The sequence below is a fragment of the Pseudarthrobacter sp. 05T312 genome (assembly GCF_056396685.1).
On record NZ_JBFTLY010000022.1, the window covers coordinates 175,999 to 202,745 of the forward strand.

The window sequence follows — 26,747 nt, forward strand, 5'->3', positions numbered from 1 at the left end:
CTCATGCGTATAGCAGATCCTACAGGGGGCACGGCCCTCCGAAGTTCCGGGAGCGGGAGCAGCGGACAACAGCGAACTGAATCCGGTGCGCTTGTCAGTATCGAATCCGTTGGCCACGTCTTTGCCCATGGGCGCAAGCCCGTCATCGCTGTTTGGGACTACAACCTTTCCATTCAGCCTGGGGAGTTCGTCAGTATCGTTGGGCCATCAGGGTCCGGGAAGACTACGATCCTCAGCATGCTCGCCGGGCTTCTCCAGCCCGGGGTGGGCAAGGTGCTTATCGATGGCACCCCCGTCTCAAGTCCCCGGGACGACGTTGCCTACATGTTCGCCCGCGACGCTCTCATGCCCTGGCGCACCGTCCTGGGAAATGTCGAGCTCGGTATGGAGATACGTGGAGTTCCGAAGAAGGAACGACGAGAACGCGCACGACAGTGGGTGGACAATGTAGGCCTGGCTGGCTACGAGGATTCTTCGATCCAGAAGCTCTCCCAAGGCATGCGCCAGAGGGTAGCTATCGCCCGCACGCTAGCGCAGACTCCTCGGTTGATCCTCATGGATGAGCCTTTCGCAGCCTTGGATGCACAGACGCGTGCCAAGCAGCAGGCACAGTTCACGCGGCTTTGGGAAGACCAACGCGCCACCATTGTCTTTATCACCCACGACATGACAGAGGCGATCCGGCTAGGGGACCGGGTTGTAGTCGTCAGTGGACGACCCGGCCGGGTCCTTGAAGATGTCAAGATCGAACTCCCCAGGCCGAGGCAGCTGCAGAAGGACTTTGAGGCTCCGGCCTTCATGGAGTATCACCATCACCTGACCGACCTGCTGAATGAGGAGGAACGCCGCATACAAAAGTAGGCGCAGCCTATTTTCGTGGTGAAATCTCATGGAAATACTTGAAAAGAGCGAAGGGCCTGCAGCGACACCGTCGAATGCAGACGCCGTGGCACGGGAAACCATTCGAGATATCAGAAGGGACGCCAGGAATAGAGTCATAATGGCCTGGACAATCAGGCTCGTCGCACTGCCTGCTGTCCTCCTTTTCTGGGAAATTCTTGTGGATGGTGGATTTGCCTCGGAACAGATTGTTAGCAAACCATCCAAAATCATCGTTGCCTTGATTAATTACCTCCAAACAGGAGAAATCTACGGCCACATTTGGGCTACTCTTTCGGCAGCGACCTGGGGGCTCATCGTCGGGTCGGTAGTGGGCGTGACGCTCGGTGTCGTGTTCTCCAGCTTCCCAACACTTGAACGTGCGCTCCGACCGTATCTAACGCTGCTAAATGCCCTCCCACGGCCTGCCCTAGCGCCCGTATTCTTGGTTTGGTTTGGGCTAGGCGGTACCGCAAAAGTCATTACGGCCGCCAGCATCGTCATGTTCATCATGATGCTCAACACCATCTCCGGGTTCGCTGCAGTGCCTGCTGACATCCGGAACCTCTCGGATTCACTGGCTATGAACCGTTGGCAGAGATTCACGAAAGTCGACGTCCCGGCCTCTCTGCCAATTATTGCAGCAGGGCTCCAACTCAGTGCGGTCTACGCAGTTCTAGGCGTCATCGTCACGGAAATGGTCGCTTCATACGAAGGCCTCGGGCAAGTGCTCGTCCTAGCAACATCCAATATCCAAATGGACAAAGCATTTGCGGTCCTGCTTATTTCGGCCCTGATAGCACTCCTACTGAGTGGTGTAGTGGCCCTGTGGGTCAGGTCGATGAACCGTGTCAAGTAACTACCGAAGCAGCACCTCATGATGCTGATCGACTCACATCACCATCTTTGGGACTTCAGACAAATCCGCTACCCCTGGCTTCAAGAGCCACCGTATGAGGACCGCGGTTGGGGTGACTGGTCAGCACTCCGGCATGACTACCTGCTGGATGACTACCTGGCCGATGCAAAAAACGCCAACATAGCCGCCTCTGTTCATGTCCAAGCGGGGTGCCACCCACACGAGGCCCTGAACGAGACGGCCTGGATACAAGCCCTCGCCGCCGACCATCCGGTTCCGAGCGCCGTTGTTGCCTACGTGGATCTAAGCGCCGACGATGCACCAACAAAGATGCTGGCACACCTGAGTTATCCCTCATTGCGAGGCTTTAGGCAAGTGCTCAACCGTCACCCCGACCCAGCCCTCAATCGTGCTCCACGTGATTACCTAAGCGAGCCTCGGTGGTGGAAGAACATTGAATTTCTCGGCAGCCACAACCTCACGTTTGATGTCCAGATATATCCTCACCAGATCCCGCAAATAGTCCAACTAGCTCGTAGTTGCCCCACTCTTACCCTCATCGTTGATCATTGCGGAATGCCAATTTTCAACGATGTAGAATCAATGGAACTCTGGCGTGCAGGGCTCCCTGAACTTGCCCGGCAACCGAACATCTCCATGAAATTGAGTGGCATGGGAATGCTTATGGCCGATTGGGATGACGAGATTCTGAGCTCGACGCTCAACTACGTCGTTTCCATTTTTGGTCCCGACAGATGCTTGTTCGGCTCCAATTTCCCCGTTGACAAGTTGAAAATCACGTTCGATGACTTGGTCAGCTCATACCTCTCAGGGCTTGATTTTCTCTCCACTTCAGAAATCGAAGAAATCTTCTCTGGAGTTGCCCGCAAGACCTACCGCTTGGACTGAATCAGAGCTCAGTTCAGAACCAACTCTGAACTGAGCTCTGGTCAGAAGTCCCAAACACGACCTCCCCAAGGAACAATCCAGTGACAGACACCCGCGAGGTGGACCTAAGCGAAAGCCACCCCCCCGAACGAGTCATGCTCCGACTACGAATGTGGTTAATATCTCGGAGTCCGGGCGTACTTGTTAGCGCATTGGCTGTACTTTTGGCCAGTCTGCTCAGCAAGGTTCTGCCGGCCATTCCCGTCCTCACTTGGACAGTCATTCTCGGAATCATCTCCGCAAACGTTCCGGGTATCTCAAATCAGATCTCAGGGCGCCTGCGACCAGGGCTAGTGCTGGCTAGTAAGCGCTTCATGCGGGCAGGAATCGTTTTGCTGGGGCTCAAGCTAAGTATTGTCGACATACTTGCTTTGGGCTGGTCGACCTTTGCACTTGTTGCGGCTGTCGTCTGCCTGTCCTTTACAGGAATACTCCTTATTGCAAGAGCTTTCCGACTCCCAGGCGATATCCCCCTGCTGCTTGCCTCTGGCTTTTCTATCTGTGGTGCATCCGCAATTGGTGCCATGGCAGCCGCTCGCCGTTCGAAGACCGAGGAGACCGTTCTTCCCATCGCCATGGTCACCCTATGCGGCACAGCAGCAATCGGGCTCCTCCCTCTACTCATGCAACCGTTATCGCTTTCTTCGGTCGCCTTCGGGCAATGGGTGGGCCTCTCCGTCCACGATGTCGGTCAGGTCGTCGCGACTGCCCAAACCGCCGGAACCGCCGCCCTTGGAGCCGCTGTAGTCATCAAACTGACCAGAGTCCTTCTTCTTACTCCCATGGTCGCCGGCGCAGTCCTTATACATAAAGACACATGGAGACGAGGCAGCGCGAAATTTCCTGCGATCCTCCCACTCTTTATCGTCGGATTCCTTCTGATGATAACGATGCGATCCGTTGGCTGGACCAACCCACCCTTGCTTGAAATGGCCGCCCACACGCAAGATATCTTGATCGGAATGGCCCTATTTGGGCTCGGCAGCGCGGTCAAGGTGACAGAACTGGTGGCTTCTGGGGGACGCATGGTCCTGGTCGCGCTATTGTCATGGCTATTCATCGGCAGCCTAGGGCTTGGAGCAGTCGCATTAATTCCTCTGCTGTAGACAGTGCGGCGGCCTGACGTAACGGCCTCTTCACACCGCGCAGACGTAGCGAAACCTGATCCGCAGGAACCATCTTCACGCCCTGACGCCTTACCGACCGCGGGGTGCGGCGGTCCCTTCCTTCGCAGAGCCGTCCGCGAACGACGCAATTTTCGGGCCCCTCAACAGTGGAGCTCTAGCGGCATCACCCGGGGATTCACCAGCGTCTTGCCTGCACCTCAGCAGGACCTCAGATTCGTACCGAGAGGAAGAAATGAAGATCCAGACGATTGCCCAACTCCGCGTCGAGAGCAAAGCCGAATTGCACGAGAAGCTGAATGCGGCAGTGAAGACCGCTGTAGAAAGCTGCAGTGACAAGGCCCGGGGAATTCTTGTGACTCGCGACAGTTTTGACCGTTTCTCCGTGGCTCTTTCACCCGACGTTCCGTTCGGACAAATACAGGAGCGCGATCACGCTCGCCGGAACTAGACCCTGAAGTGTTTTAGCCAAGAGCAGCTCCGGGGCGCGCCCTATCCCATCCCCGTTGGTGGTTGTTAATCTTGTGGAAGTGCGGATGCCCGACCGCTATATCTACACGAGGGGGACGAACGTCCCCCTCTGAACGCAAACACCCAGACCCGGGACGAGAAGCGAGGGTCCCGCCCAGGCTGTAGCAGAAAATCAACATCTAGAGCCTCGCCATTAGGACCAGCTCTCGGCACGGCCTTGCTCTGGCGTTTCCGTTGACCATTGGAGTATATATGACAGCATTTCCGCGGCCTGTCTCACTTTTCAGCAGCATTGCGTTGAAGAAGGCCTTGGTTGAAATCCTTTACAAAGACTTCACTGAAATAACCGGTATTTCTGTTGACGCTACGTATGAATCCACGAATGCCCTGCTTGAACGTTTCACGGCCGGTGCATGGCCCGACGTCTTTGTTGGTCAAGCGAGTCAGCTCCCTCAGCTGGCTGAATCGGGACTAATCGATCTGTCGTCCTGCACATCGGTCGCCCGAGTAGGGATAGGAATCGCTACCGCGGGAGGGCCAGAGCCTGACATCACAACAGTAGACAAGCTCATAACCGCACTGACCGCTGCCCGGTCGGTAGCCTATTCACGTGCCGGTGCAAGCGGCGTGTACTTTGCGGGCTTACTTGAAAGATTAGGTATTTCCGAGCGCGTAAGTTCCCGTGCCACAATCGTCGACTCTGGATTTGCCGCCGGAGCAGTCCTTGATGGAAGGGCTGACATTGCGGTTCAGCTGATGAGCGAACACCGCTGCGTTCCCGGCGTCAAAATAGTCGGGCCGCTGCCCGATGAAGTCCAGCAAATTACCGAGTTCGCCGCCGTCCTAGGTAAAGCAGCGGGGGCTAGCCGACAGTCCCAAACTCTCGTAGCATACTTCACCAGCCAACATGCCCAAAACGCCTTTCGCCTCGCTGGCATGGAGCCCACGATCCTTCGCAAAACCAGTAGCGGCCTGACCTTGGGGTCCTGACGTCCGAAGGCCCTGATTTCCCTGCCTGCGACAGTCGTCCTCGATAGGACAATCTGACTGAAATGCGGCCCCTCCTCTGCCACGGGTTTTGGATTGCCGATAATGGCGATTCCGTTAACTTGCCTCTCTCGGCCAAGTCGGCCGTCTAGGACGTCGCGCGGGCGTGTGCAGAGGCCTCTCCTCTTCCCGATTATTGGGGGAGGGGGAGGGGGGAGGAACAGTACGGCTATTTTGGGGAATTCTTCCCATGTCCTGTACGTTGCAGGACCGGTAACCCACCCCAACAGAGAAGAGATGCACCGCTGTGGCAACTGATTACGACGAACTGCGCACCGACGTTAAGGAGTCCCAGGAAAATTCGCTGGAGGCCCTGAAGTCCGCCAAAGCACCGGATGCGAAGTCTGTGGTTCAGGAGCTCGACGAGGCTGACACCCTCGACGGCCTCACCCCTGGCGGCGAGTTCATTGCCGAAGAGCTCGTTGTGCAGGTCATTCCGCAGGCTGATGATGAGTTCACCTGTTACTCGTGTTTCCTGGTCCGCCACCGTTCGCAGAAGGCCCGGGAGAATGACGGCCATGCCTACTGTGTCGAATGTGAGGGCTAAGCCCCGCTATTGGCCGGCTGTCCCGGAGCCTGTCTGGGGCAGCATCCACGAAGAAGAATTTACCTGTGCACGCTTCCTCCAGGACCGTCTCTCCACTGTTGACATCCATCTGGATCTCAGCGTCATGATCGAGCGAAAGTCGGCCCCAAAGCCCCGGACCACGGTCCGGGGGCTTTTTTGTGCCCGTTATAGTCACGAGTCCGGCCAAGCCAAAGGAAGGCCAAAGGAGCAACGATCGGCGCGGCGTCAGAATAGGGCGGAATTTTCGTTCTATTGACAGCCGCTCATGATGTTCTCAAATCCCACCCTGACAGAAAACCGAGGTGCGGTAGCCCGAGAATCATCGAAATAGGCCAAAGAATCGGGACTCGATGAGGCTCGCGTGCGGCAGGAGCTGAGGAAGTCCCCTCTTGCTGCTCGACAGGTGTCTGCGAACAAGACCGAAGCCCCACCGGCAGGTAAATCCTCCTTTGCGAGACCGTTTACGTCAGGCTGGGGTGTATATGCCTCTGTCGGGACGACGCGTAGCAAGCAGCCTTCCATCTCGGTCTCACATAGCGGGCTCAACGTCTACTGAAGCAGGGGAGTGGATTACTCGAGACCGTCGCTTATGCCGATTCGGCATGCTTTGCATCGTTTTATGGTCTTTGTGGATATGTGTTCTGAGTCTCACAATGGATTGCAATCCATCACTTCAAGGACGAGGTTCGCAATGAGCGCTTCACCCCCCACAACCGCCAATCAGGACCGGGATGCGCGCCGCTCCGTTATTGGTGCCTTTGTCGGCACTGCTCTGGAATGGTACGACTTCTTCCTTTTCGGAACGACGGCGGCAATCGTCTTCGGTCCTCTGTTCTTCCCTTCATCGAGTCCCACCGCCTCGCTGCTAGGTAGTTTTGCGGCCATGGCCGTGGGTTTCGTCGCGCGGCCTTTGGGTGCCATGGTCTTCGGGCATTTCGGTGACAAATTGGGTCGAAAAGGCGCGCTTGTTGTGACTGTCATGCTTATGGGAGCCGCAACAGCCCTTATCGGTGTTCTTCCGACCTTTGCCACCGCAGGCGTCATTGCCCCGGTACTGCTCGTCATCCTTCGCTTCGCCCAGGGCATTGCCGCTGGTGGGGAATGGGGAGGCGCCACAGCAATGGCTGTCGAAAATGCTCCCACTCATAAACGAGGCCTGTACGCTGCCCTCGTGCAGCTCGGTTCACCGGCCGGGACCCTGCTGAGCAGCGGCGCAATTGCCATTGTCTCTCTGCTTCCCAAGGCGGAGTTCATGGAGTGGGGCTGGCGGCTTCCGTACCTTGCCTCGGTTCTCTTGGTTGGTGCAGCACTGTGGGCACGGTGGTACCTCCCCGAGACCCGCGAGTTCAAGGCGCTGGAAGCTTCGGGGGAGACAGCACAGTCTCCGCTTCGTGAACTGTTCCGTAACCATCCCGGCAAGCTCCTGGTGGGTGTGGGTGCTTACCTCTACTCAACGGCCGGTTTCGGCGTCATCACTACTTTCATGATCAGTTACGTCACGCTCGTTCTGAAGCTGCCGGCCTCGGTCATCCTGAATGCGTCGGTGCTTGGCGCCGTCGCCCAGGGCGTTGTTCTCCTTGTAGCCGGTAAGGTGGCTGACCGTATCGGAGCAGCCAAGACAGTTCTGATCGGTTACATTGTGACGCTCGTGCTCGCATTTCCTATCTTCTGGCTTGTCGACACGAGGGACCCGGGCTTGATTATGGTCGCGATGCTTCTGGCGTTTGGCCTGGGCACGATTCCTTATGCCCCGATCGGAGCGATGTTCCGTGACTACTTCCCGGCGAAGATCCTGTACAGCTCGATGGCCCTTTCCGCGAACATTGCCGGCATCATCGCCGGATTTACTCCACTCATCGCCACCGGCATCCTGGCCGCAACAAACAACCTTTCGTGGGGCCCGGCAACCTTCCTTGCCCTGATTGCTCTGGTCTCCGTGGTCTCGACGGCCGTGGTGCTACGCACCCTGAAAAGGGAGGCTTCCCTGAAGACCAACGCCGGTGAACGACAGGTTCCCACCCAAGTCCCGGGGACCTAGAAGACGCGACATAGCGCCGCCCCTGCTGCTGATCATGGACCGACGTTTCCGGCAGTACATGCCGATGGTGAGCGCGGGTCCTGCTCCCTCTTCTTTAGTGGTTCCGTGCCATGAAAGCCAAGACCTGAAGGGGCAGCACTTCCAAGGGAACTTCGTGGATGCTTGCCTGAGGGAAGAGGGAGGGCGTAGGAAGTGGTCATGCCGAATATCGCTGAAGACCCGCAAGCCTTGTCCGGTTCTTTTGGTGATTCCGACCCCTCCGGTGTCCTGGAGGCGGCCGCGGCCACGGCGGCTGTCCTCCTTTCGAGCGGGGCTGCGGCGAGTGAGGCGGCGGAGGCGGCTGCACGGATAACCGAGGCCGGGGGCTTGGCAACGGCGACCACATCGGCCGGCTACTCCGATGTCACAATCTACTGGATTGATTCGGAGGGGCGGACCTATTTTGCGATCCGTCCTGTGCCTGCACGTGTTTTCGACTACGGCAGGCTCACGTCGGTGATGGAACTTGTGGACGGGGTACGCACCGGACAGGTGCGGCCTTACGAGGCTTCAAGATCGGTACGGGTGCTGGAGCAACGCCGCGGTCGTTATCCTTGGTGGGCGACTCGTCTTGCCACAGGGGCTGCGGGCTCGATGGCGTCGGTGCTTTTCGGTGGAGGCCCGATCGTGGCGATAGCAGCTTTTTTAGTTAACCTCGTCGTTGACTGGCTGTTCAGTGTCCTGTTCCGTCGCGGCTGGCCTTCATTCTTTGTCCAGGCGGTCGTCGGAGTCCTGGCGGTTGCAGTAGCTGCGGTACTCCAAGCACTCGCCCCCGAAACGTCGCCTGCTGTCGTCGTCGTGGCCGTCATCATCGTTGCCTTGGCCGGCATGACGTCCACGGGGGCCGTTCAGGATGCCATCACCGGCTGGTATATCAATGCCGCCGGTAGGATTTTCGAAGGTGTCACCAACACGGCCGGGCTCGTTGCCGGCGTACAGCTCGGACTTCTCGTGGTCCATTTGCTCGGCCTGCCACTCTCAATCAGCCAGAACGTCGGCATCGGCACCTTCCCTTTGCCTGTCGTCCTGGCCGCAGCAGCACTTGTGGCTCTGGGTTTCGGCATCGCCAGCCAAACACCGCCGCTTGCGTTCGTACCGACGGCGTTGTTGGCGGCGCTTTCCTACGCGACCTTCAACCTTGTCATTCCGATTGCGGGGGCGATATGGGGTGCGGCAGGGGCCGCATTCCTGGCTGGCCTGATCGCGGTTGCGGTGACGAACCGTCTCCGGCTTCCTACGACTGCTGTGGCCACATGCGCCATTCTTCCAATGCTTCCCGGACTGCAGCTGTATCAAGGCCTCCTCGAGTTGAGCGGCCAGGGGCCGGAACCCGGATCCTCTCTTGTTGCGGCGGTTGAAACGGCTTTGGCGCTGGCAGCCGGCACCTCCTTTGGCGAGTATTGCGGAGTAATTGTTTGGCGTGCGCTCCGTGTCGTCGCAGGCCGAGCTTTCGTACCGCTCTTCGCAAGCCCCACTCGAAAGAGCAGACGGGAATCAAATCCTCCAGCTCGTATCAGGTGGCTGCGCGCGAAATCCTGGAACGGAAGGTTCACCCGCGACAACGGGAATTGAGGAGAACAATGAACATTGACGTCGATACTGACTCAGTGATTGCTTGGCGGCGGGATATACACGCGAACCCGGAGCTTTCGTTCCACGAGACGCGGACTTCGGACCTGGTGAGAGACGCGCTCGTGAGTTTCGGTCTTGAAGTCACCCAGCCGACCGAAACCAGCGTGCTGGGAATCCTCCGCGGGTCATCTCCCGGCCGCACTGTCGCGCTCCGCGCCGACATGGACGCCCTGCCCCTGACCGAAGAGACAGGCCTGGCGTTCGCATCGCAAAAGCCCGGCGTGATGCATGCCTGCGGGCACGACGCCCACACCGCGATGCTGCTGGGCGCAGCGAAGGCCCTGACCGGGATGAGGGCGCAGCTTCGCGGCGTCGTGAAATTCATCTTCCAGCACGCCGAGGAACAACCGCCGGGAGGGGCTAAAGAGCTGGTAGCGGCCGGGATCCTCGACGATGTGGACGCGATTTTCGGCCTCCACATCATGAACCAAAGGGCTGGCACGATTGTCATCCCCCACGGGCGCGCCTCCACTGCCGTGGATGGCGCCTACATCACCATCCAGGGCAGAGGATCCCACGGTTCGATGCCCCAGCATGGGATAGATCCAGTTGTGGTGGGAGCGGAGATAGTGCTGGGACTGCAGACTGTTGTTTCCCGATCAATCGCTCCCGACCACTTCGCCGTCGCAACGGTGGGCACTTTTCAGGCCGGGGAGGCCCCGAATGTCATTCCGGACACGGCCCGGCTTGGTGTTTCCGTGCGTACTTCCGATGCTGGTGATCGTGAATACGTCAAGCAGCGGGTGGAAGAGATCGTTGCCGGTATCGGCGCAGCGCACCGAGCCTCATCCAGTGTGGAGTGGCAGGAGGGCTTTGGTGCCGTGATTAATAATGAGGCGTGCGCACAGGTGGCCTTCGCGGCCGCTTCAAAGGTACTGAGCCGGGGTGATGTTGGATGGGGTCCGGCGACGAGTGCAAGCGAGGACTTTTCCGCCTACTCGAACAAGATACCGGGATGCTTCATTTTCCTTGGCGGCGGAGATGAGTCGCAGGGGTACCCGTATCAGAATCATCATCGAAAGTTCGACATCGACGAGGCGGCCCTGGAGGCGGGCGTGAGGGCTGAAGTGCAGATCGCCCTCGATTACCTTTCCTCTGACATTTGACGACCCGGGGCGCGCTAACCCGGCCCTGGGCGGGCCCCGTTTTGGTCCTGCCCAGTCGGCATCTCTAAGGCATCCAAATTGCAGACAATCCATACTTCGGTTGACTTGATATCGCCTTTTTTATGCTTTCACAGCATGCTTAGAGGCATGAATTATCGACGACTCGAATATTTCCTTGCTGTGGTGGATGCCGGCACCGTGACAGCTGCTGCGGAGGAGCTGAGGATCGCGCAGCCGGCGCTGAGCCGGCAGCTGCGGACGCTTGAGCGGGAGATCAAAATGCCTCTGTTCGAGACGCGCGGCAATCGCCTCGTGCTGACGCAGGCTGCGCACGCTTTCGTTAAGCTGGCCCGCCGGCTGATCCAGGAAACGCGTGCCACGGAGGAAGCTGTTGTTGCGCTCCGTACCGGCGAAGTGTCGACATTAACCGTGGCGGCCACCACAGCTTCAATCCGCGGATTCCTGGCGCCCTTTATCTCCACCACGACCAGGGAGGACCCCCTGCTCCTCGCCCGCGAGACCACCCACTTCGGAATCCATGACACCCTCCTGCACGGAGCAGACTTCATCGTCTCGCCAACGACACAGAGGCCGGACCTCGAAACGCTGGATCTGGGCAGTATTCCGCTCAAAGCCTATGTCGGGGCAGAGCACCCCTGGGCGGCGGAAGGCAGGGCTGAAGTCACCCTTGAAGAGCTGAGCGCCGGGCCCCTGATCCTCCCTTCCCATGCCAGCGTGAGCCGCTACATGCTCGACGATGCCTTGAGTCAGCAAAGACTTAAGCCCTCCAGCATTCATGAGTGTGAGGACGGGCTGTCCATCCAGGCGCTTGCCGCAGCGGGCCGGGGTATAGGGGTGACCACGGACCTCCCGCATTACGGGGCGTATCCGATGCGGATCCGAACCGGCAACGGTGCAGGGGATAAGGGTGCGGCGTCGGCAAGCGGTGTGCTCCAGCTGCCCCTGCACGTGGCCTGGCTTCCCAGCCACTTCGCGGCTGGTGTTATCCGCGGCCTGGCTGAACGCCTGCGGGAGTTCCTGGACAGTCAAGGCGCCACGCTGCCCCCGATTGCCGCTTGGGGAACTACCAGCATGCCGCATAGTTATGGTTAAGACACTTTTAATGCATTAGACAGCATGATCATCCTCCGGTCTACTTGAGGGACGAACGAGACGTCCGCCACATCAAGACCAGGAGGCAAAGTGCTCTTTGACGCGCTCTACACAAACGGTGAGGTTTACACCCAGGATCCCCGCCGTCCCCGCGTCCGCAGCCTCGGCGTGCATGGCGGCAGGATCATCAGTCTTGATGATGAACTGCCGGCCAGCGTCTTTCGTGAGGTCCATGACCTTGGGGGTGCCGCCGTGGTGCCCGGTTTCAACGACGCGCACCTGCACCTGTCCTACCTGGGCGAGGCCCAGCTGCAGGTGGACTTGCGTCCCGCCGCGGTGGCCACGATGGATGAGGTGCTGGCCGCCGTCGGGAAAGCCTGCCGGACTGCGCCTCATGGCGCCTGGGTGATCGGCGCAGGCTACGACCAGAACTACCTGGGCGACGTCCACCCCACCGCGGAGATGCTGGACCGCGTCAGCAACGGGCACCCCGTCTGGCTGCTGCACAATTCCCGCCACATGGGCGTGGCCAACACCGCCGCGTTCGAGGTTGCCGGGTTCCCGGGCCGGCGCAACATTCCCGTGCCCGACGGCGGCGCAGTGGCCAAAGACGCCGACGGCACCGCCGTGGGGCTGCTGCAGGAGACGGCCCGCGCGCTGGTCACCAGCGCCATACCCGGCAAGACCGCCAAGGATGTTGCCGCCATGGTGGATGCCGGCAGCCGGCTGGCCCTTGACCTGGGCATCACCAGCATCACCGAACCCGGCCTTGGCGCCCCCGCGCACATCGGGCACAGCGCCGTGGACCTGGCCGGCTACCAGCTGGCCCGCGATACCGGCCGGCTGGGCGTCCGCGCCACCGTCATGCCGTACCTCACCACCCTGCATTCCCTGTCAGGCAGTGCGGACGACGACGCCCACGCACCCTTTGGCCTCGACCTGGGCCTGCGCACGGGGCTGGGTGACGAGTGGCTGCGGATCGGCCCCGTCAAGATCCTGTCCGACGGCTCCATGATCGGCCGCAGTGCCTTCATGTGCTGCGACTACTCTGCCGACGCTGCCGCAGGTGTCTCCAACCGCGGCATGCTCCAGTTCCCGGCAGAGAACCTGCGCCGCTGGCTCACCGGGGCGCACCGCTCCGGCTGGCAGGTCGCCGTGCACGCCATCGGCGACGCCGCCCTGGACGTGGCCATGGACATCCTCGAGGACGCCCAGCGCGACCATCCCCGCCCGAACGCCCGGCACCGGATCGAACACCTCAGCACCGCCAGCGACCTCCAGCTGAAACGCGCCGTCTCCCTGGGCCTGATCGGGGTTCCGCAGGGACGGTTCATCTCCGAACTCGGCGACGGCGTGATCCGCGCCGTGGGCCAGGACCGGGTCCCCTCCATCTACCGGGTCAAGGGCCTGCTGGACGCCGGGATGGAAATCCCCGCCAGCACCGACGCCCCGGTAGTGGATGCCAGCCCCATCCTGAACATCCACGACCTCGTCAACCGCCGGACCGCATCCGGCGCCGACTTCGGCCCCGAAGAACGGATCACGGTGGCACAGGCAGTGCGCGCCTACACTGTGGGCAGCGCCTACGCCGTCCACGAGGAACAGTACAAAGGCACTCTTTCCCACGGCATGCTGGCGGACTTCGTCACCCTGTCCGAGGACCTCTACCGGGTGGACGCCCGGAACATCCGCGATGTGAAGGTCACCGGCACCGTTGTTGCCGGCCGGCCCGTCCACTCCACCCGCTAAAGAACCACTGAGGAGTCCCTCCCATGCAGCACACCGCCACCGCAACGCACGCCGGCCAGGCAATCGTCGATTCCCTGGCCCTGCACGGCGTCAAACGCGTCTTCGCCGTCCCGGGCGAAAGCTACCTCGCCGTCCTGGACGGCCTGCACGGCGCAGCCATCGACACCATCGTGTGCCGCCAGGAAGGCGGCGCCGCGTACATGGCCGAAGCCCACGGCAAGTTCACCGGGGAGCCCGGCGTGGCCATGGTGACCCGCGGCCCCGGCGCCGCCAACGCGTTCGTAGCCATCCACAGCGCCTGGCAGGACGGCACCCCCATGGTGCTGTTCGTCGGCCTGATCCCCACCGCCGACCGGATGCGGGAATCCTTCCAGGAATTCGATCCGAACGCCTGGTTCGGCACGCAGGCCAAGCGCGTCTTCGTCCTGGACGAAGCAGAGCGTGCCTCCGAGCTTGTTGCCGAAGCCTTCTTCGCCGCCAAGTCCGGCCGTCCGGGCCCCGTCATCGTCGGCCTCCCCGAGGACGTCATCACGCACCAGTTCACCGGCCGCCTGCACCAGCCCATCACCGTCGCGGAAGGCGCCATCTCCCCAGAAGAACTGGAGCACGTCAAGCAAACCCTCGCCACGGCCTCCAAGCCGCTGATCTTCAGCGGCGGGCAGCGCTGGACCCCGGAAGCCGCCGCGGCCATCACCCGGTTCGCCGAAACCAACGGCATCCCCGTCATCCAGGACTGGCACGCCGCGGACCGCATCCCCTCCACGTCACCGGTGAACGCCGGTTCCCTGGGCTACGGCCGCACGGACGCCGCAGCCCGGATGTTCGAAGAAGCGGACGTGCTGCTGGCCATCGGCGCGGTCCCCACGGATGTTCCCACGGACGGCTTCACGCTGCGCCAGTCACCCGACGCCGTAAACATCCTGGTCACCATCGACACCTCGCTGCGCGGCCGCTCCGGCGCCGTCACCAGCCACATCATCGCCTCCCCGGTGGCATTCGCCCAGGCAATGGACGGCATCAACCTCGGCCGGGCGGAGGAGTGGGACGCCTGGCGTGCCGCCGGCCGCAAAGCCCAGGAGAAACTGGCCACCATCCCCGAATACAAGGCCCTGCCGGACACCCGCGAGGGCACCGCACGTATGTCCGTGGTGATCGCCGAACTGGTCCGCCGGATTCCGCACAACATCGTGAGCACCTTCGGCGCCGGCAACCACTGCGCCTGGGCCCAGAACTACCTGCCCACCACCGAATTCCCCGCCCAGCTGGGCACCCGCAACGGCTCCATGGGCTACTCCATTCCATCCGCTATCGCCGCATCGCTGGAAAGCCGGGACCGGCTCATCGTGACGGTCTGCGGCGACGGCGAGTTCCTCATGAACGGCCAGGAACTGGCCACCGCCGCCCAGTACGGCGCACCGCTGCTGGCCATCGTCATGGACAACGGCCAGTACGGCACCATCCGCTCACACCAGGAAGCCCACTTCCCGCACCGCGTCAGCGGCACCCAGCTGGAGAACCCCGACTTCGCCGCCCTGGGCCGCGCCTTCGGCGGCCACGGCGAAACCGTCACCTCCGATGACCAGGCCGCCTCCGCCGTCGAACGCGCCCTCAAAGCCGTCCAGGAACAGGGCCGGCCCGCCGTCATCCACGTCATCACCGACCAGCGCATCGCCCTTCCCTAACCCGGCCACCCCGAAACCCAAGGAGAACCACCGTGACCAACTACGCTGTCACCAACCCCGCCACGGGGGAACTCGTGGCCGAATACCCCACCGCCACCGACGCACAGATCCAGGACGCCCTGGCAGCCGCGGACAAGGCCTTCACCAGCTGGCGGACCAGCCCCGTGGAGGAACGCCTCCGCCGGCTCAACCGGGTGGCCGACCTCTACCAGGAACGCCGCGACCAGCTCGCCGCGATCGTCACCCGGGAAATGGGAAAACCCATCTTCCAGGCACAGATCGAAGTGGACATCGTCGCTTCCATCTACCGCTACTACGCCGAGAACGGCCCCACATTCCTCCAGGACGAGGAACTCCATGTTGCCGGCGGCGGCACCGCCGTGGTCCGCAAGGAGGGCCTGGGCGTGCTGCTGGGCATCATGCCGTGGAACTTCCCGTACTACCAGGTGGCCCGGTTCGCCGCACCCAACCTCATGAACGGCAACACCATCCTGCTCAAGCACGCCCCTCAGTGCCCGGAATCCGCACTGGCCATGGCGGAAATCTTTGCCGACGCCGGCACACCCGAGGGCGCCTACGTCAACATTTTCGCCACCAATGAGCAGGTAGCGGACATCATCGCCGATCCCCGCGTGGCCGGCGTCTCGTTGACCGGCTCCGAGCGTGCCGGCTCCGCCGTCGCCGAAATCGCCGGGCGCAACCTGAAGAAGGTGGTACTGGAACTGGGCGGTTCGGATCCGTTCCTGGTCCTGGATTCGGCCAATGTGGACCGCGCCGTCACCCAGGCCATGTTCGGCCGCTTCGGCAACGCAGGACAGGCCTGCAACTCCGCCAAGCGCATCATCCTCACCGAGGGCGTGCACGACGAATTCGTCGAAAAGTTCACCGCGGCCATCGCCGGCATCACCCCGGGCGACCCCACCCAGGCGGACACCTTCATGGGCCCGCTGTCCTCGACCGCCGCCGTCGACGGTGTTGCCGCGCTGGTGGACGACGCCGTTGCCAAGGGCGCCACGGTGCTCACCGGCGGTTCCCGCCTGGAGCAGGCCGGGGCCTGGTACCAGCCCACCATCCTCACCGGGGTCACCGAGGACATGCGTGCCTTCTCCGAGGAGCTCTTCGGCCCGGTAGCGGTGCTGTACAAGGTCTCCTCTGAAGCTGAAGCTGTAGCCCTGGCTAACAACTCGGTGTATGGGCTGGGCGCCGTGGTGCAGTCCGACGACCTGGTGAAGGCGCAGGAGATCGCAGCGCAACTGGACTCCGGCATGGTCTACATCAACGACGCCCCCGGCACCGCCGCGGAACTGCCCTTCGGCGGCATCAAGCGCTCCGGCGTGGGCCGTGAGCTGGGCAAGTACGGCATGGAGGAATTCGTGAACCGGAAGCTGGTCAAGACATGCAAGTAACCACTGAATCCATGACCAACGCCGGCATCATCGATGCCGCCCTCGCTGACCGCGTCCGCGCCGCCCGCCCCTCCGAGGTGCGTAAGGTCTTCCGCGCCGCGCAGCGCCCCGGCATGATCTCGTTCGCCAACGGTGCCCCCTACCTGGGCGCCCTGCCGTTCGACGCGATGGCGGCCTCCGCACAGAAGATCCTGGCTGAGGCCGGCCCGGTGGCCCTGCAGTACGGTGCCAGCCAGGGCCTGCCCGCGCTGCGCGAACACATCGTCTCCCTGATGGCGCTGGAAGGCATCACCGCCGGCACTGACGACGTAGTGGTCACCGCCGGCAGCCAGCAGGCCCTGGACCTCGCGGCCCGCATCCTGGTCAACCCCGGCGATGTGATCTTCGCCGAGGCCCCCTCCTACGCCGGCGGCATGGCCGTGTTCAGCGGCTACGAGGCGGAGATCGTGCACATCCCCATGGATGCGGACGGTCTCATCCCGGAGGAACTGGAAAAGGCCATCGCCGCGGTGATGTCCTCCGGCCGCACCGCCAAGGGCCTCTACACCATCCCCAACTTCCAAAACCCGGGCGGCGTGAACCTCTCCATGGAACGCCGCCGGCGGGTGGGGGAGATCTGCCGTGCGAACGGGATGCTGATCTTCGAGGACAACCCCTACGGCCTGCTGGGCTTCGACGGCGCCACCATGCCCGCCATCCAGCCGGACTTCCCGGACATCACCATGTACTTCGGGTCCTTCTCCAAGATGATCGCCCCGGGGCTGCGGCTGGGCTGGGTGCTGCCGCCGGCGTCGCTGTACACGCACTTCGTCAACACCTCTGAGACAACAATGCTCAACCCGCCGGTGTTCAACCAGATGCTCCTGAGCAGCTACCTGGACGACCCCGCATGGCAGGCCAAGCTGGACGAGTACCGTGGCCTGTACAGGGAGAAGTTCGAGGTCCTGGTGGAAACCCTCCAGCAGGTCATGCCCGAGGGCACCAGCTGGAACCTGCCCACCGGCGGCTTCTACTTGTGGGTGACGGTGCCGGACGGCATCGACACCGAGGCTCTGGTCTACGAGTGCATTGAGCGCGGCGTGGTGTACGTCCCCGGCACCGCGTTCTACACCAACGGCAAGGGCCACAACGAGCTGCGGCTCTCCTTCTGCCTGCCTACCCTGGACCAGATCCGGGCCGGCGGCGCCGTCCTGGGCGAGGTCTTCACCGCCGCTGCTGCAGCGTCCGGAGTCCGGGCGTGAGTGCGGACGCCATGATTGAAAGGGTGGCCGACGGCGGGGCCGACGGCGTCAAAGTCAAGGCCGAGGCCGCCCTGGCCGCCGGCCTCGACCGGATCCTGGATTTCAGCCACCGCCTGCACGAGAATCCCGAACCCGGCTGGGAAGAGGTCAAAGCCTCCGCCTGGCTGGCGGAGGAACTGCGCGCCGTCCCCAACGCCCGCGTCACCCACGGGCTGGGGCAACTTCCGACGGCGGTCCGCGCCGAGGCAGGCACCGGCGCCCTGGTGCTCACCATCTGCGCCGAATATGACGCGCTGCCCGGCGTCGGCCACGCCTGCGGGCACAACATCATTGCCTCCGCAGCGCTGGGAGCGTTCGTGGCACTCGCCCCGCTGGCGGACCAGCTGGACGTCACGGTCCGCCTGCTGGGCACACCGGCCGAGGAAAACGGCGGCGGCAAGATCGTCATGCTGGAACAAGGGGACTTCGCCGGCACCCACGCCGCCATGATGGTCCATCCCGGCAACGTCGATGAGTCCGAAATGCACCCCTACGCCTGCTCCGGCTTCGCCGTCCGGTACGAGGGGAAGTCGGCGCATGCCTCGGCCGCCCCTTGGGAAGGCGTCAACGCGCTGGATGCCCTGACGGTGGCGCTGACCGCCATCGGCCTGGCCCGGCAGCAGCTCGAGCCCGGCCAGCAGATCCACGGCAGCGTGGACGGGGCCGGCACCGCTCCCAACATCATCCCGGAGACCGCTTCCGGGAAGTGGATGGTCCGTGCCCATGACCTGGTGTCACTCCAGCGGGTCACGGCCATTCTGGAACGCTGCCTGCGGGCGGGCGCCGTGGCCACCGGGGCCGCCTTGCATCTGGAGCAGATTGGCAGGACCTACGCCGACATGCTCAACGACCAGGCCATGGCCGACCTCTTCACCACGAACGCAGCCCGGCTGGGCCGGGCCATGAGCCGCACCGACAGGCGCGGCGGCTCCACGGACATGGCCAACGTGTCCCAGGCCTTCCCCTCCATCCACCCCATGATCAGCCTCGGCGACGGATGCCCATCCATCCACAACGAGGCCTTCGCCCACTATGCAGCCTCACCGGCGGGCGACCAGGCGGTCCGCGACGGTGCCCTGTCCATGGCCTTCACCTGCATCGACCTGGCCACCGATCCGCAACACCGCAGCAGACTGTTGGCACCCTGAACGGATCCGCTGGCGGCCCCGCCCGCACCGCCGCCCGCCAACGCCAGCCGTGGCACAATTCCCACGCCGCACAAAAGGACTTACCGTAATGAACCTGACCGAAGGAACCGTTCCCAAGGCCCTGCAGGCGGTGGCGGACGAACCTGCCCCCTATGTCGAACTGGCAGATGCCGGTTACCGCAAGACCATGTCCAACTTCCAGATCCAGATGATTTCGATCGGCGGCGCCATCGGCACCGGTCTCTTCCTGGGCCTGGGATCCCGGCTGAACGCGGCGGGCCCGGCTTTGGTGCTGGCCTACGCGGTCACCGGCGCCGTAGCGTACCTGCTGATGCGCGCCATCGGTGAACTGGTCATGCACCGTCCCACCACCGGATCATTCGTGTCCTGGTCCCGGGAGTTCTTCGGTGACCGGCTGGCCCACCTGACCGGCTGGATTATGGTGATCCTCGGGTCGCTGCTGGGGATCGTCGAGGTTGCCGCCGTCGCCATCTACGTCCAGTACTGGTGGCCGGAGGTGCCCGTATGGATCCCGGCGCTGGTGGCCTGGCTGCTGATCGTGGGCTCCAATCTGTTCTCCGCACGGGTGTTCGGCTTCATCGAGGTCGCCGCCAGTTCAATCAAGGTCGTGGCCATCCTGATGTTCATCGGGGCAGGGCTGCTCCTGGTCTTCCTCGGCGGACCCATGGGGCTGGACTCTGAGGCCAGCGTCGCGAATCTCGTCAACGATGGCTTCTTTACCAACGGCGTGCTGGTGGTGGCCCTGGTCAGCCAGGGCGTGGTCTTCTCCTACTCCGGCGTGGAACTCTCGGCGGTGGCCGCGGGCGAGGCGAAGGAACCGAGGAAAGTCATGCCCAAGGCCATCAGGAGTATCGTGTTCCGGATCGTCGTGTTCTACATCGGGTCGGTATTGGTCCTGTCCATGCTCCGGCCCACGAGTGAGTACAGCGGGGCTGAGTCGCCGTTCGTCACCGCCCTGGCAGGGTTCAACCTTCCCTGGCTGGGCTCCGTGATGAACTTCGTGGTGCTCACAGCAGCGATCTCCGGGATCAACGCAACGCTGTATGCCACCGTCCGCGCCCTGCGCACCCTCGCGGCCAATGGCGAGGCACCGGCGTTCGCGAACAAAATGACAAAGCGTGGAGTCCCGGCTGGAGCCCTGTCGGGCATCGCCGGCTTCTATTTCCTGGGGGTGCTGATGACGGCATTCTTTGGTGGCGTATCGGTGTTCGAGGTGGCCCTCGGAGCCTGTGCGGTGTGCATCCTGGTCCTCTGGATCACCATTTTCGCCTGCCAGATACGCCTCCGCCAGCACCAGGACAGCGGCCGGCTGCCCACGGTGGGGTTCCGGATGCCGGGTGCACCCGCGACCGCATGGGCCGGGATCCTGGCCTTGGGCGCGGTTTTCGTCTCCATGGTGCTTCCCGGCACCAGCGATTCCTGGTGGATGAGCCTGGCGGGCACGGCCCTCCTGCTGGCCGGCATAACCGTGGGCTACGAAATCAACCGCCGCCGTCGCTCCGTTCCTCACGCCCCAAGCCGGCCGGAGGCACTGCGAGCATAGCCATCAGGCACTCAGCCCTGGGGATGTTCCTTAGGCTGCGGCGAGAAGGCCTTCTCGCCGCAGCTACGCGACCGAAAGAAAGAGAAATGGAATCCAACAAACGCCAGAGCAGCAGTATTGTTTGGGGTGCGATAGAGGTTGGCCAGGAGCTTGAGCTCGTTGAGGCAGGCCGCCGTCAGTTCAGCGGACGCGTCGACGCGGTCACGCAGGAGCGCGACATCATCTGGCTAACGTCAGCTGCCGGTGAGCGGCGCCTTTTCCACGTTGCTGACGGCTACGCGCCCTCACTCCTGCCCTAGCCCGGCACCCCACGTCCCCCCCCCCGCCGCGCCACTGCTGCAGGGAACGTCAGCCCCTTTTCCTGTTTGTCATCGTCTCAGGGCCTCTTCATCCCGGCATTGTCTGCGAGTTTCAGCAGCCGCCGGTTGGAGAGGCCCTGACTCATTTAACGTCTGGGCTAAGGCCGGGAATGTGACGCGCGCGGCGATCTTCGACGCAAACCACGTAACAAAGACCTCGCCTGAGCCAGCCGGACAGCGACCGGTCGCTCTCTCCGCCTCCTCCGGAGAACTTGGCGGCTTTATGCCCCAAAAGCATGGAAACGCTACAAAAGGAGTCTTAGACGTACTGGATCCTGCACCGCATACTCGATCGACAGGTGTTCGCGTGAGCTATCCCACACGCCCCTGTCCCCGCATCGATTCAAGCAAAGGACCCTTCGTGATTCAGAAGCACCAGGTACCGGCAAGCGCATCGGCGCGCCTCCGGCGCCCGCTCCTCCCTCTGGCCGCCGCAGCCGCGGTCGTTGCCATCGCCGCCACGGGCTGCACCACCGGCGGCGCAAGCGGCAACTCCGCCGCTGCTGCAGGGAAAGCATCCACCGACACCATCCGGACAGTGTTCAACGCAGATCCCACCACCTTCGCACCGGTCGAGGTCCGCAACGCGGACGATTACATGGCAAACCGCCTCCTGTTCTCCACACTGGTGCGCCGTGACGAGAACAACAAGATCGTCTCCGATCTGGCCACCAAGTGGGACATCACCCCGACCCAGGGCACGTTCACCATCCGCGACGGCGCCACCTGTTCCGACGGTACCCCCATCAACGCCGGCGTGGTGGCGGAATCCCTCAAGGTGTTCGCCTCCCCGGACAGCAAGTCCAGCTTCCGCCCCCTCGTTCTTGGTGACGGCCCCGCCACCGTCACCGCCGACGACACCGCCGGCACCGTCACCGTCAAACTCGCCCAGCCGTGGACGGACCTGCTGCAGGGCATGAGCCTGCACGCCACTGGCATTGTTTGCCCAGCCGGCCTCAAAGACCCCAAGTCCCTGACCGCCGGCGACGTTGCCGGCGCGTTCTCAGGCCCCTACACGCTGACAAAGAAGCAGCACGGCGTCGGCTACACCTTCACGCTGCGGGATGACTACAAGACGTGGCCCGCCTACGAGACCAAGATTGAAGGCACGCCCGCCAAAACCATCGAAGCCAGCGTCAACGCCAACGCCAGTGCCGTCTCCAACGAGCTCCTGACCGGAACGAAGGACATCGCCAACATCCGCGGCAAGGACAGCACCCGGTTCGACGGCAACAAAGACTTCAGCACCACGACCATCCCTCAGGGCAGCCTGTACATGATGTTCAACGAGCGTCCCGGCCACCCCTTCACCGATCCCACACTTCGCACGGCTGTTGCCCAGGCCCTGAACGTGACCGCGTTCAACCAGGCCGCATCCGGCGGTCTCGGCGAAATCTATTCCTCCTTCGCCCACCCGGGCGTACCGTGCTCCAACAAGGACACCTCACTGCTCATCAAGCCGGACGCTGGAGCTGCTCAAAAGGCTCTCACCGGCGTTAGGATCCGCATGGTCGGCGCCCAGGTCTTCGGCCCCAACGGTGCCGCCAACACCTACGTCGCCGAAGCCCTCCGGGCCGCCGGTGCGGACATCGAACTGCGCAACGTGGACCTCGCCACCTGGAGCACGGACCTGACCCAAAAAATCGATACCTGGGACCTCACCGTCATGGGCGGTATCAACGCAGGCGGCACCATGTTCGGCGCACTCTCCACGGTCATCGGCACTCCGGTGGAAAAGGGCGGACTGAACTGGGGCGGCCTGGAAAACCAGCCCGTCCTGGACCTGGTCGCCAAGGCCATGACCCAGACCGACCCCACAGAACGCTGCGCCACCTACCAGGACGCCCAGAAAGTCATGATCAGCGAAGCCCACGTCATCCCACTGGCCAGCCTTCCCTCGCAGATCACCATCCGCTCCGGCTTCACCATGCACACCATGAATGGCCAGCCGGACGAGAGCACCATGCGGATCACAAAGTAAAAGAACGGCGATGACTTCTTCGATTGCTGTTGAAGCTTCCCGCACTCCCGGCGTTGACGCCGGGAGTGCGGGCGGCCGCTTCCTCCACCACCCGTGGGTCGGGTTCCTGGTGCGTCGCCTCTCGGGGCTGGTTCTTTCCTTTGTAGTCCTTGTGATCGTGACATTCCTGATTGTTCCGCTGATCCCGGGGGATCCTGCAGTGATTGCTGCCGGTGACGGCGCCAATCCGGCACAAATTGCCAACGTCCGCACAGAACTCGGACTGGACCTGCCGCTCACCTCCCAATTCCTGAACTATGTCTCCGGCATCCTTCAACTCGACATGGGCAGCTCGTTTGTCTCGGGGGAGAACGTCACCACCTTGATCTTCACGCGGTTCCCGTTCACCGCGGAGATCGCCCTGCTGGCTATTGCCCTGGTGCTGCTTTTGTCCGTGCCTTTAGGTATGGCGGTGGCGATCCTGACCCGAGGCGGGCGGAACAAGTGGCTGGACAACGCGTTCAACTTTCTGACCAGCCTCATCTACTCCATTCCGCAGTATGTGGTCGCGACGCTGCTCGTGGTGGTCTTTGCCGTAACGCTGCGCTGGCTGCCGGCCGCGGGCGCAGCCACCCTGGACTCGCTGGTGCTACCCACCGCTGCGCTGATGCTCGGCCCGCTCTGCGTGATCTCCCGCATCGTGCGGCGCGAAACGGCGGTGGTCCTGGACAAGGACTACATCCGCACGGCCCGCGGCTGGCGGTTGGGCGCGCTGCGGACCAACGCACGCTACGTCCTGCCGAACCTGGTCACCACCACGTTGACGCTCTCCGGGCTGATCCTGGCCGCGCAACTTGGCGGGGCCGTCGTCATCGAAACCGTTTTCGCCTGGCCCGGGCTGGGGCAGGGGATCGTCAACGCCATCCTGCAGCGCGACTACCCGGTGATCCGGGGCATCATCCTGGTCCTGGGTCTTCTCGCGACCCTCATCATCATCCTGGTGGACCTGATCCTGGCCGTCATCGACCCGCGCAACCTCGGAGGAACCTCAAGTGATGTCTAGGTTTACGAGTAAGCAGTTTTGGACTCCGGCCATGATCACCGGCGCCGGTTTGCTCACGGGCCTGATCCTCATTGCCATCATCGCCCCGCTGACCCTGCGCCAGGGGGCCGAACAGCTGACCCCCAACGCCGCGCTCGGACCCAGTGCTGAGCATTGGCTGGGTACCGATGACTTCGGCCGTGACCTGCTGGCGCGGGCGCTCGTGGCGACCCGGCTGACGCTGCTCATGACCGCTGGTGCCGCCGCCATATCGGTGATCTCCGGCGTGGTCATCGGCCTGGCCATCTGGCTCTCGGGCCGGCGGGTCCGGGAGGCTGCCCTGCGCGTCCTGGAAACCGCCGTCGCCTATCCGTCCTTGATCTTTGCCCTCGTGATCGCGGCGGTGCTGGAACCCGGGGTGTCCTCAGCGGTCATCGCGATCGGGATCGCAGGGATTCCCGGATTCGCCCGGATCACCGCCAACCTGGCCTCCTCGGTGTCCAACAGCGACTACGTTGTGACCGCCCGCCTGCTCGGAGTCAGCCCGGTCCGGATCGCGGCCCGGCACATGCTGCCGAACATGGCCGAGCCGTTGCTGATCCTCTCGGCCACCGTCTTTGCCCTGTCCCTGGTAGAGATTTCTGCACTGTCCTTCATCGGCCTGGGCGTCCAGTCCCCGGAATACGACTTCGGCCGGCTCCTGAATGACAGCCTCGGCGCGCTCTACACCCAGCCGATCGAGGCCGTCGGTCCGTCCGTCATGATCGCATTGACCGGGCTCTCGGTCATGCTGATCGGCGACGCCCTGGCAGCCCACGCCGACCCGAGGGCCAAGCGCAGCTTCTTCCGCCGCGTCCTGGCCCGCAACCGCACCCTCGCCATCCCGGAGACCGACAGCGCCCTGGTGCGGGTTGAGAACCTGCACATCAGCATCCCCGGCAGGAACCAGCTCGTCAAAGGCTTGTCCTTCGCGATCAACCCGGGCGAGGTCGTGGCCCTGGTTGGTGAATCAGGATCCGGCAAATCCCTCACGGCAATGGCCATCGCAGGCCTGCCCTCGGAGGACCTCGCCGTCGAAGCGGACCTCTTGCGGGTGGACGACATGAACATGCTCGCCGCGCCCGACCCCTCCCGCCTTGCCAAGGAAATCAGCATCATCTACCAGGACCCGGGCACCACCTTCAACCCGTCCCTGCGAATGGGGTCCCAACTGACCGAGGTCCTGCGCACCCACCTGGGCATGGGCGGGGCCAAGGCCCGCAAGGTGATCACGGAGGCCCTGGCCAGCGTGAACATCACCGAACCAGCCCACCGCCTCCGGCAGCATCCGCACGAGCTTTCCGGCGGGATGCGCCAGCGGGCCATGATCGCCGCGTCCATCGTCACCTCGCCCAAACTGATCGTCGCCGACGAGCCAACCACCGCCCTGGACGTCACAGTCCAGGCCGAGGTCCTGCGGCAGTTCCGGCGCATCCACCGGGACCAGGGCACGGCAATGCTGTTCATCTCCCATGACCTGGGCGTGGTCCAGGCCCTCTGCGACACCATTCTGGTGATGAAATCCGGGGAGATCGTCGAACGGCTCACCTCCGCCCAGCTCGCAGCCCGCGACATCCACCACCCTTATACCAAGTCGCTGCTGGTCGCGATCCCCACCCTGGACCTCGGCCCCGCAGCCTCCACCACAGGAGCAATCAGCCCATGAACGCCCAACCCCAGGCCCTCATCCACGGCACCGGCGCCGTAGCCGCCGGCACGGACGGGCCGGCGGCCGCGTCCGTGATCAACCTCAACGTCAGCTTCGGCGCCGCCCACGTACTCAAAGACGTCACCATGAGTGTCCCTGCCGGCACAGTGGTCGGACTCGTCGGCGAATCCGGATCCGGCAAATCCACCCTCGGCAAAACCCTGGTCGGAATCAACAAACCCACCAGCGGCCAAGTGCGCATAGGGACCGACGAGTTCACAAAGATCCACGGCAAACGCCGCCAACAAATGCGCCGCGAAGTCCAATACATCCCCCAGGACCCCTACTCCTCACTCAGCCCCCGCCGCACCACGGGACAAACCCTCGCCGAAGCCCTGGACCCTAACGGCGCCAACCCCGCCCAACACCGCGCCGTCATCACAGCCGCACTGGAACAGGTGAAACTCGATCCCTCCGCCGCCGACAAATACCCGCATGAATTCTCCGGCGGACAACGCCAGCGCATCGCCATCGCCCGCGCCCTCATGCTCAAACCCAAACTCATCATCGCGGACGAAATCACCTCAGCCCTGGATGTATCCGTCCAGGCAGACATCATCACCTTGCTCCAAAACATGCGCGGCACCGTGGACTCCGCCATACTCTTCATCTCCCACAACCTCGCCGTCGTCCAGCAGGTCTGCGACCAGGTCATCGTCATGTACCAAGGCCGCATAGTCGAACACGGCCCCATCGATTCCGTATATCGCCACCCGGAACACCCCTACACTGCGAAACTCCTCGCCTCCGTACCCGGATCACCCGGGTTCACCCTCGACTAAGCGCAGCGCAGCTACAATGGCCCGTCCTGGCGCAGACAATCTGCGTCACGACGGGCTGGTTGGGTCCCCAGAGAGTAGTCCAGTGTTTGTGTGAGTTTCGTGTCCGAGAATGGACACAGGAGGAAATTCACGAATCATGGCACGCAGACACACCCCCGAGCAGGTCATCGCCAAAGTCCGGCAGGGCCAGAAGATGCTCAACGA

Annotated in this window: 22 protein-coding genes; all 22 read left to right on the forward strand. The window is 62.9% G+C overall.

From position 1 onward, the window contains the following. The first annotated feature begins 3 nt into the window (after positions 1–3). The gene (locus AC1DIP_RS20450) at positions 4–861 is read left to right on the forward strand and encodes an ABC transporter ATP-binding protein (protein ID WP_477734907.1); all 858 of its coding nucleotides are present in this window, start codon (positions 4–6) and stop codon (positions 859–861) included. A 28-nt stretch (positions 862–889) separates the two neighbouring features. After that, on the forward strand, positions 890–1,738 hold the full coding sequence (locus tag AC1DIP_RS20455) for an ABC transporter permease (RefSeq protein ID WP_477734908.1): 849 nt from the start codon (positions 890–892) through the stop codon (positions 1,736–1,738). Positions 1,739–1,756: 18 nt separating this feature from the next. Continuing rightward, positions 1,757–2,647 carry an amidohydrolase family protein gene (locus AC1DIP_RS20460; RefSeq protein WP_477734909.1) on the forward strand — a complete coding sequence of 297 codons (891 nt, stop codon included), beginning with the start codon at positions 1,757–1,759 and terminating at the stop codon, positions 2,645–2,647. Positions 2,648–2,796: 149 nt separating this feature from the next. Beyond that, positions 2,797–3,792, forward strand: a complete 996-nt coding sequence (locus tag AC1DIP_RS20465; RefSeq protein WP_477734934.1) for a YeiH family protein — start codon at positions 2,797–2,799, stop codon at positions 3,790–3,792. Between the two features lie 253 nt (positions 3,793–4,045). Further along, positions 4,046–4,261, forward strand: a complete 216-nt coding sequence (locus AC1DIP_RS20470; RefSeq protein ID WP_477734910.1) for a hypothetical protein — start codon at positions 4,046–4,048, stop codon at positions 4,259–4,261. Positions 4,262–4,533: 272 nt separating this feature from the next. Beyond that, complete coding sequence (locus AC1DIP_RS20475; RefSeq protein WP_477734911.1) at positions 4,534–5,271, forward strand: molybdate ABC transporter substrate-binding protein; 738 nt, start codon at positions 4,534–4,536, stop codon at positions 5,269–5,271. 304 nt (positions 5,272–5,575) lie between these two features. Continuing rightward, on the forward strand, positions 5,576–5,875 hold the full coding sequence (locus AC1DIP_RS20480; protein WP_477734912.1) for a DUF4193 domain-containing protein: 300 nt from the start codon (positions 5,576–5,578) through the stop codon (positions 5,873–5,875). A 712-nt stretch (positions 5,876–6,587) separates the two neighbouring features. Next, positions 6,588–7,934 (forward strand): MFS transporter, encoded by a 1,347-nt coding sequence (locus tag AC1DIP_RS20485; RefSeq protein ID WP_477734913.1) that lies wholly within the window; start codon positions 6,588–6,590, stop codon positions 7,932–7,934. 198 nt (positions 7,935–8,132) lie between these two features. Next, positions 8,133–9,545, forward strand: coding sequence for a threonine/serine exporter family protein (locus AC1DIP_RS20490; RefSeq protein WP_477734914.1), 1,413 nt, complete (start codon positions 8,133–8,135; stop codon positions 9,543–9,545). A gap of 8 nt (positions 9,546–9,553) precedes the next feature. After that, the gene (locus tag AC1DIP_RS20495) at positions 9,554–10,711 is read left to right on the forward strand and encodes a M20 metallopeptidase family protein (RefSeq protein ID WP_477734915.1); all 1,158 of its coding nucleotides are present in this window, start codon (positions 9,554–9,556) and stop codon (positions 10,709–10,711) included. Between the two features lie 147 nt (positions 10,712–10,858). Then, the gene (locus tag AC1DIP_RS20500; protein ID WP_477734916.1) at positions 10,859–11,824 is read left to right on the forward strand and encodes a LysR family transcriptional regulator; all 966 of its coding nucleotides are present in this window, start codon (positions 10,859–10,861) and stop codon (positions 11,822–11,824) included. Between the two features lie 90 nt (positions 11,825–11,914). Continuing rightward, on the forward strand, positions 11,915–13,573 hold the full coding sequence (locus tag AC1DIP_RS20505; protein ID WP_477734917.1) for an amidohydrolase: 1,659 nt from the start codon (positions 11,915–11,917) through the stop codon (positions 13,571–13,573). A gap of 23 nt (positions 13,574–13,596) precedes the next feature. Next, positions 13,597–15,255, forward strand: a complete 1,659-nt coding sequence (locus AC1DIP_RS20510) for a thiamine pyrophosphate-dependent enzyme (protein WP_477734918.1) — start codon at positions 13,597–13,599, stop codon at positions 15,253–15,255. A gap of 32 nt (positions 15,256–15,287) precedes the next feature. Further along, a complete protein-coding gene (locus AC1DIP_RS20515) occupies positions 15,288–16,661 on the forward strand; it encodes an NAD-dependent succinate-semialdehyde dehydrogenase (protein WP_477734919.1) in 1,374 nt (457 codons plus the stop codon). Continuing rightward, positions 16,652–17,902 carry an aminotransferase-like domain-containing protein gene (locus AC1DIP_RS20520; protein WP_477734920.1) on the forward strand — a complete coding sequence of 417 codons (1,251 nt, stop codon included), beginning with the start codon at positions 16,652–16,654 and terminating at the stop codon, positions 17,900–17,902. The genes AC1DIP_RS20515 and AC1DIP_RS20520 overlap by 10 nt, the downstream gene beginning before the upstream one ends. Then, a complete protein-coding gene (locus AC1DIP_RS20525) occupies positions 17,899–19,089 on the forward strand; it encodes an amidohydrolase (protein ID WP_477734921.1) in 1,191 nt (396 codons plus the stop codon). Before AC1DIP_RS20520 ends, AC1DIP_RS20525 begins: the two co-directional genes overlap by 4 nt. A gap of 88 nt (positions 19,090–19,177) precedes the next feature. Continuing rightward, on the forward strand, positions 19,178–20,653 hold the full coding sequence (locus tag AC1DIP_RS20530; RefSeq protein WP_477734922.1) for an amino acid permease: 1,476 nt from the start codon (positions 19,178–19,180) through the stop codon (positions 20,651–20,653). An 86-nt stretch (positions 20,654–20,739) separates the two neighbouring features. Further along, entirely contained in the window at positions 20,740–20,952 is a 213-nt protein-coding gene (locus tag AC1DIP_RS20535; protein ID WP_477734923.1) for a hypothetical protein, read from the forward strand. 421 nt (positions 20,953–21,373) lie between these two features. Further along, complete coding sequence (locus tag AC1DIP_RS20540) at positions 21,374–22,993, forward strand: ABC transporter substrate-binding protein (protein WP_477734924.1); 1,620 nt, start codon at positions 21,374–21,376, stop codon at positions 22,991–22,993. Positions 22,994–23,003: 10 nt separating this feature from the next. Next, a complete protein-coding gene (locus AC1DIP_RS20545) occupies positions 23,004–24,035 on the forward strand; it encodes an ABC transporter permease (RefSeq protein ID WP_477734925.1) in 1,032 nt (343 codons plus the stop codon). Between the two features lie 31 nt (positions 24,036–24,066). Beyond that, positions 24,067–25,719, forward strand: coding sequence for a dipeptide/oligopeptide/nickel ABC transporter permease/ATP-binding protein (locus tag AC1DIP_RS20550; protein WP_477734926.1), 1,653 nt, complete (start codon positions 24,067–24,069; stop codon positions 25,717–25,719). Then, positions 25,716–26,543 carry an ABC transporter ATP-binding protein gene (locus AC1DIP_RS20555; protein ID WP_477734927.1) on the forward strand — a complete coding sequence of 276 codons (828 nt, stop codon included), beginning with the start codon at positions 25,716–25,718 and terminating at the stop codon, positions 26,541–26,543. The genes AC1DIP_RS20550 and AC1DIP_RS20555 overlap by 4 nt, the downstream gene beginning before the upstream one ends. The last annotated feature ends 204 nt before the right edge of the window (positions 26,544–26,747 follow it).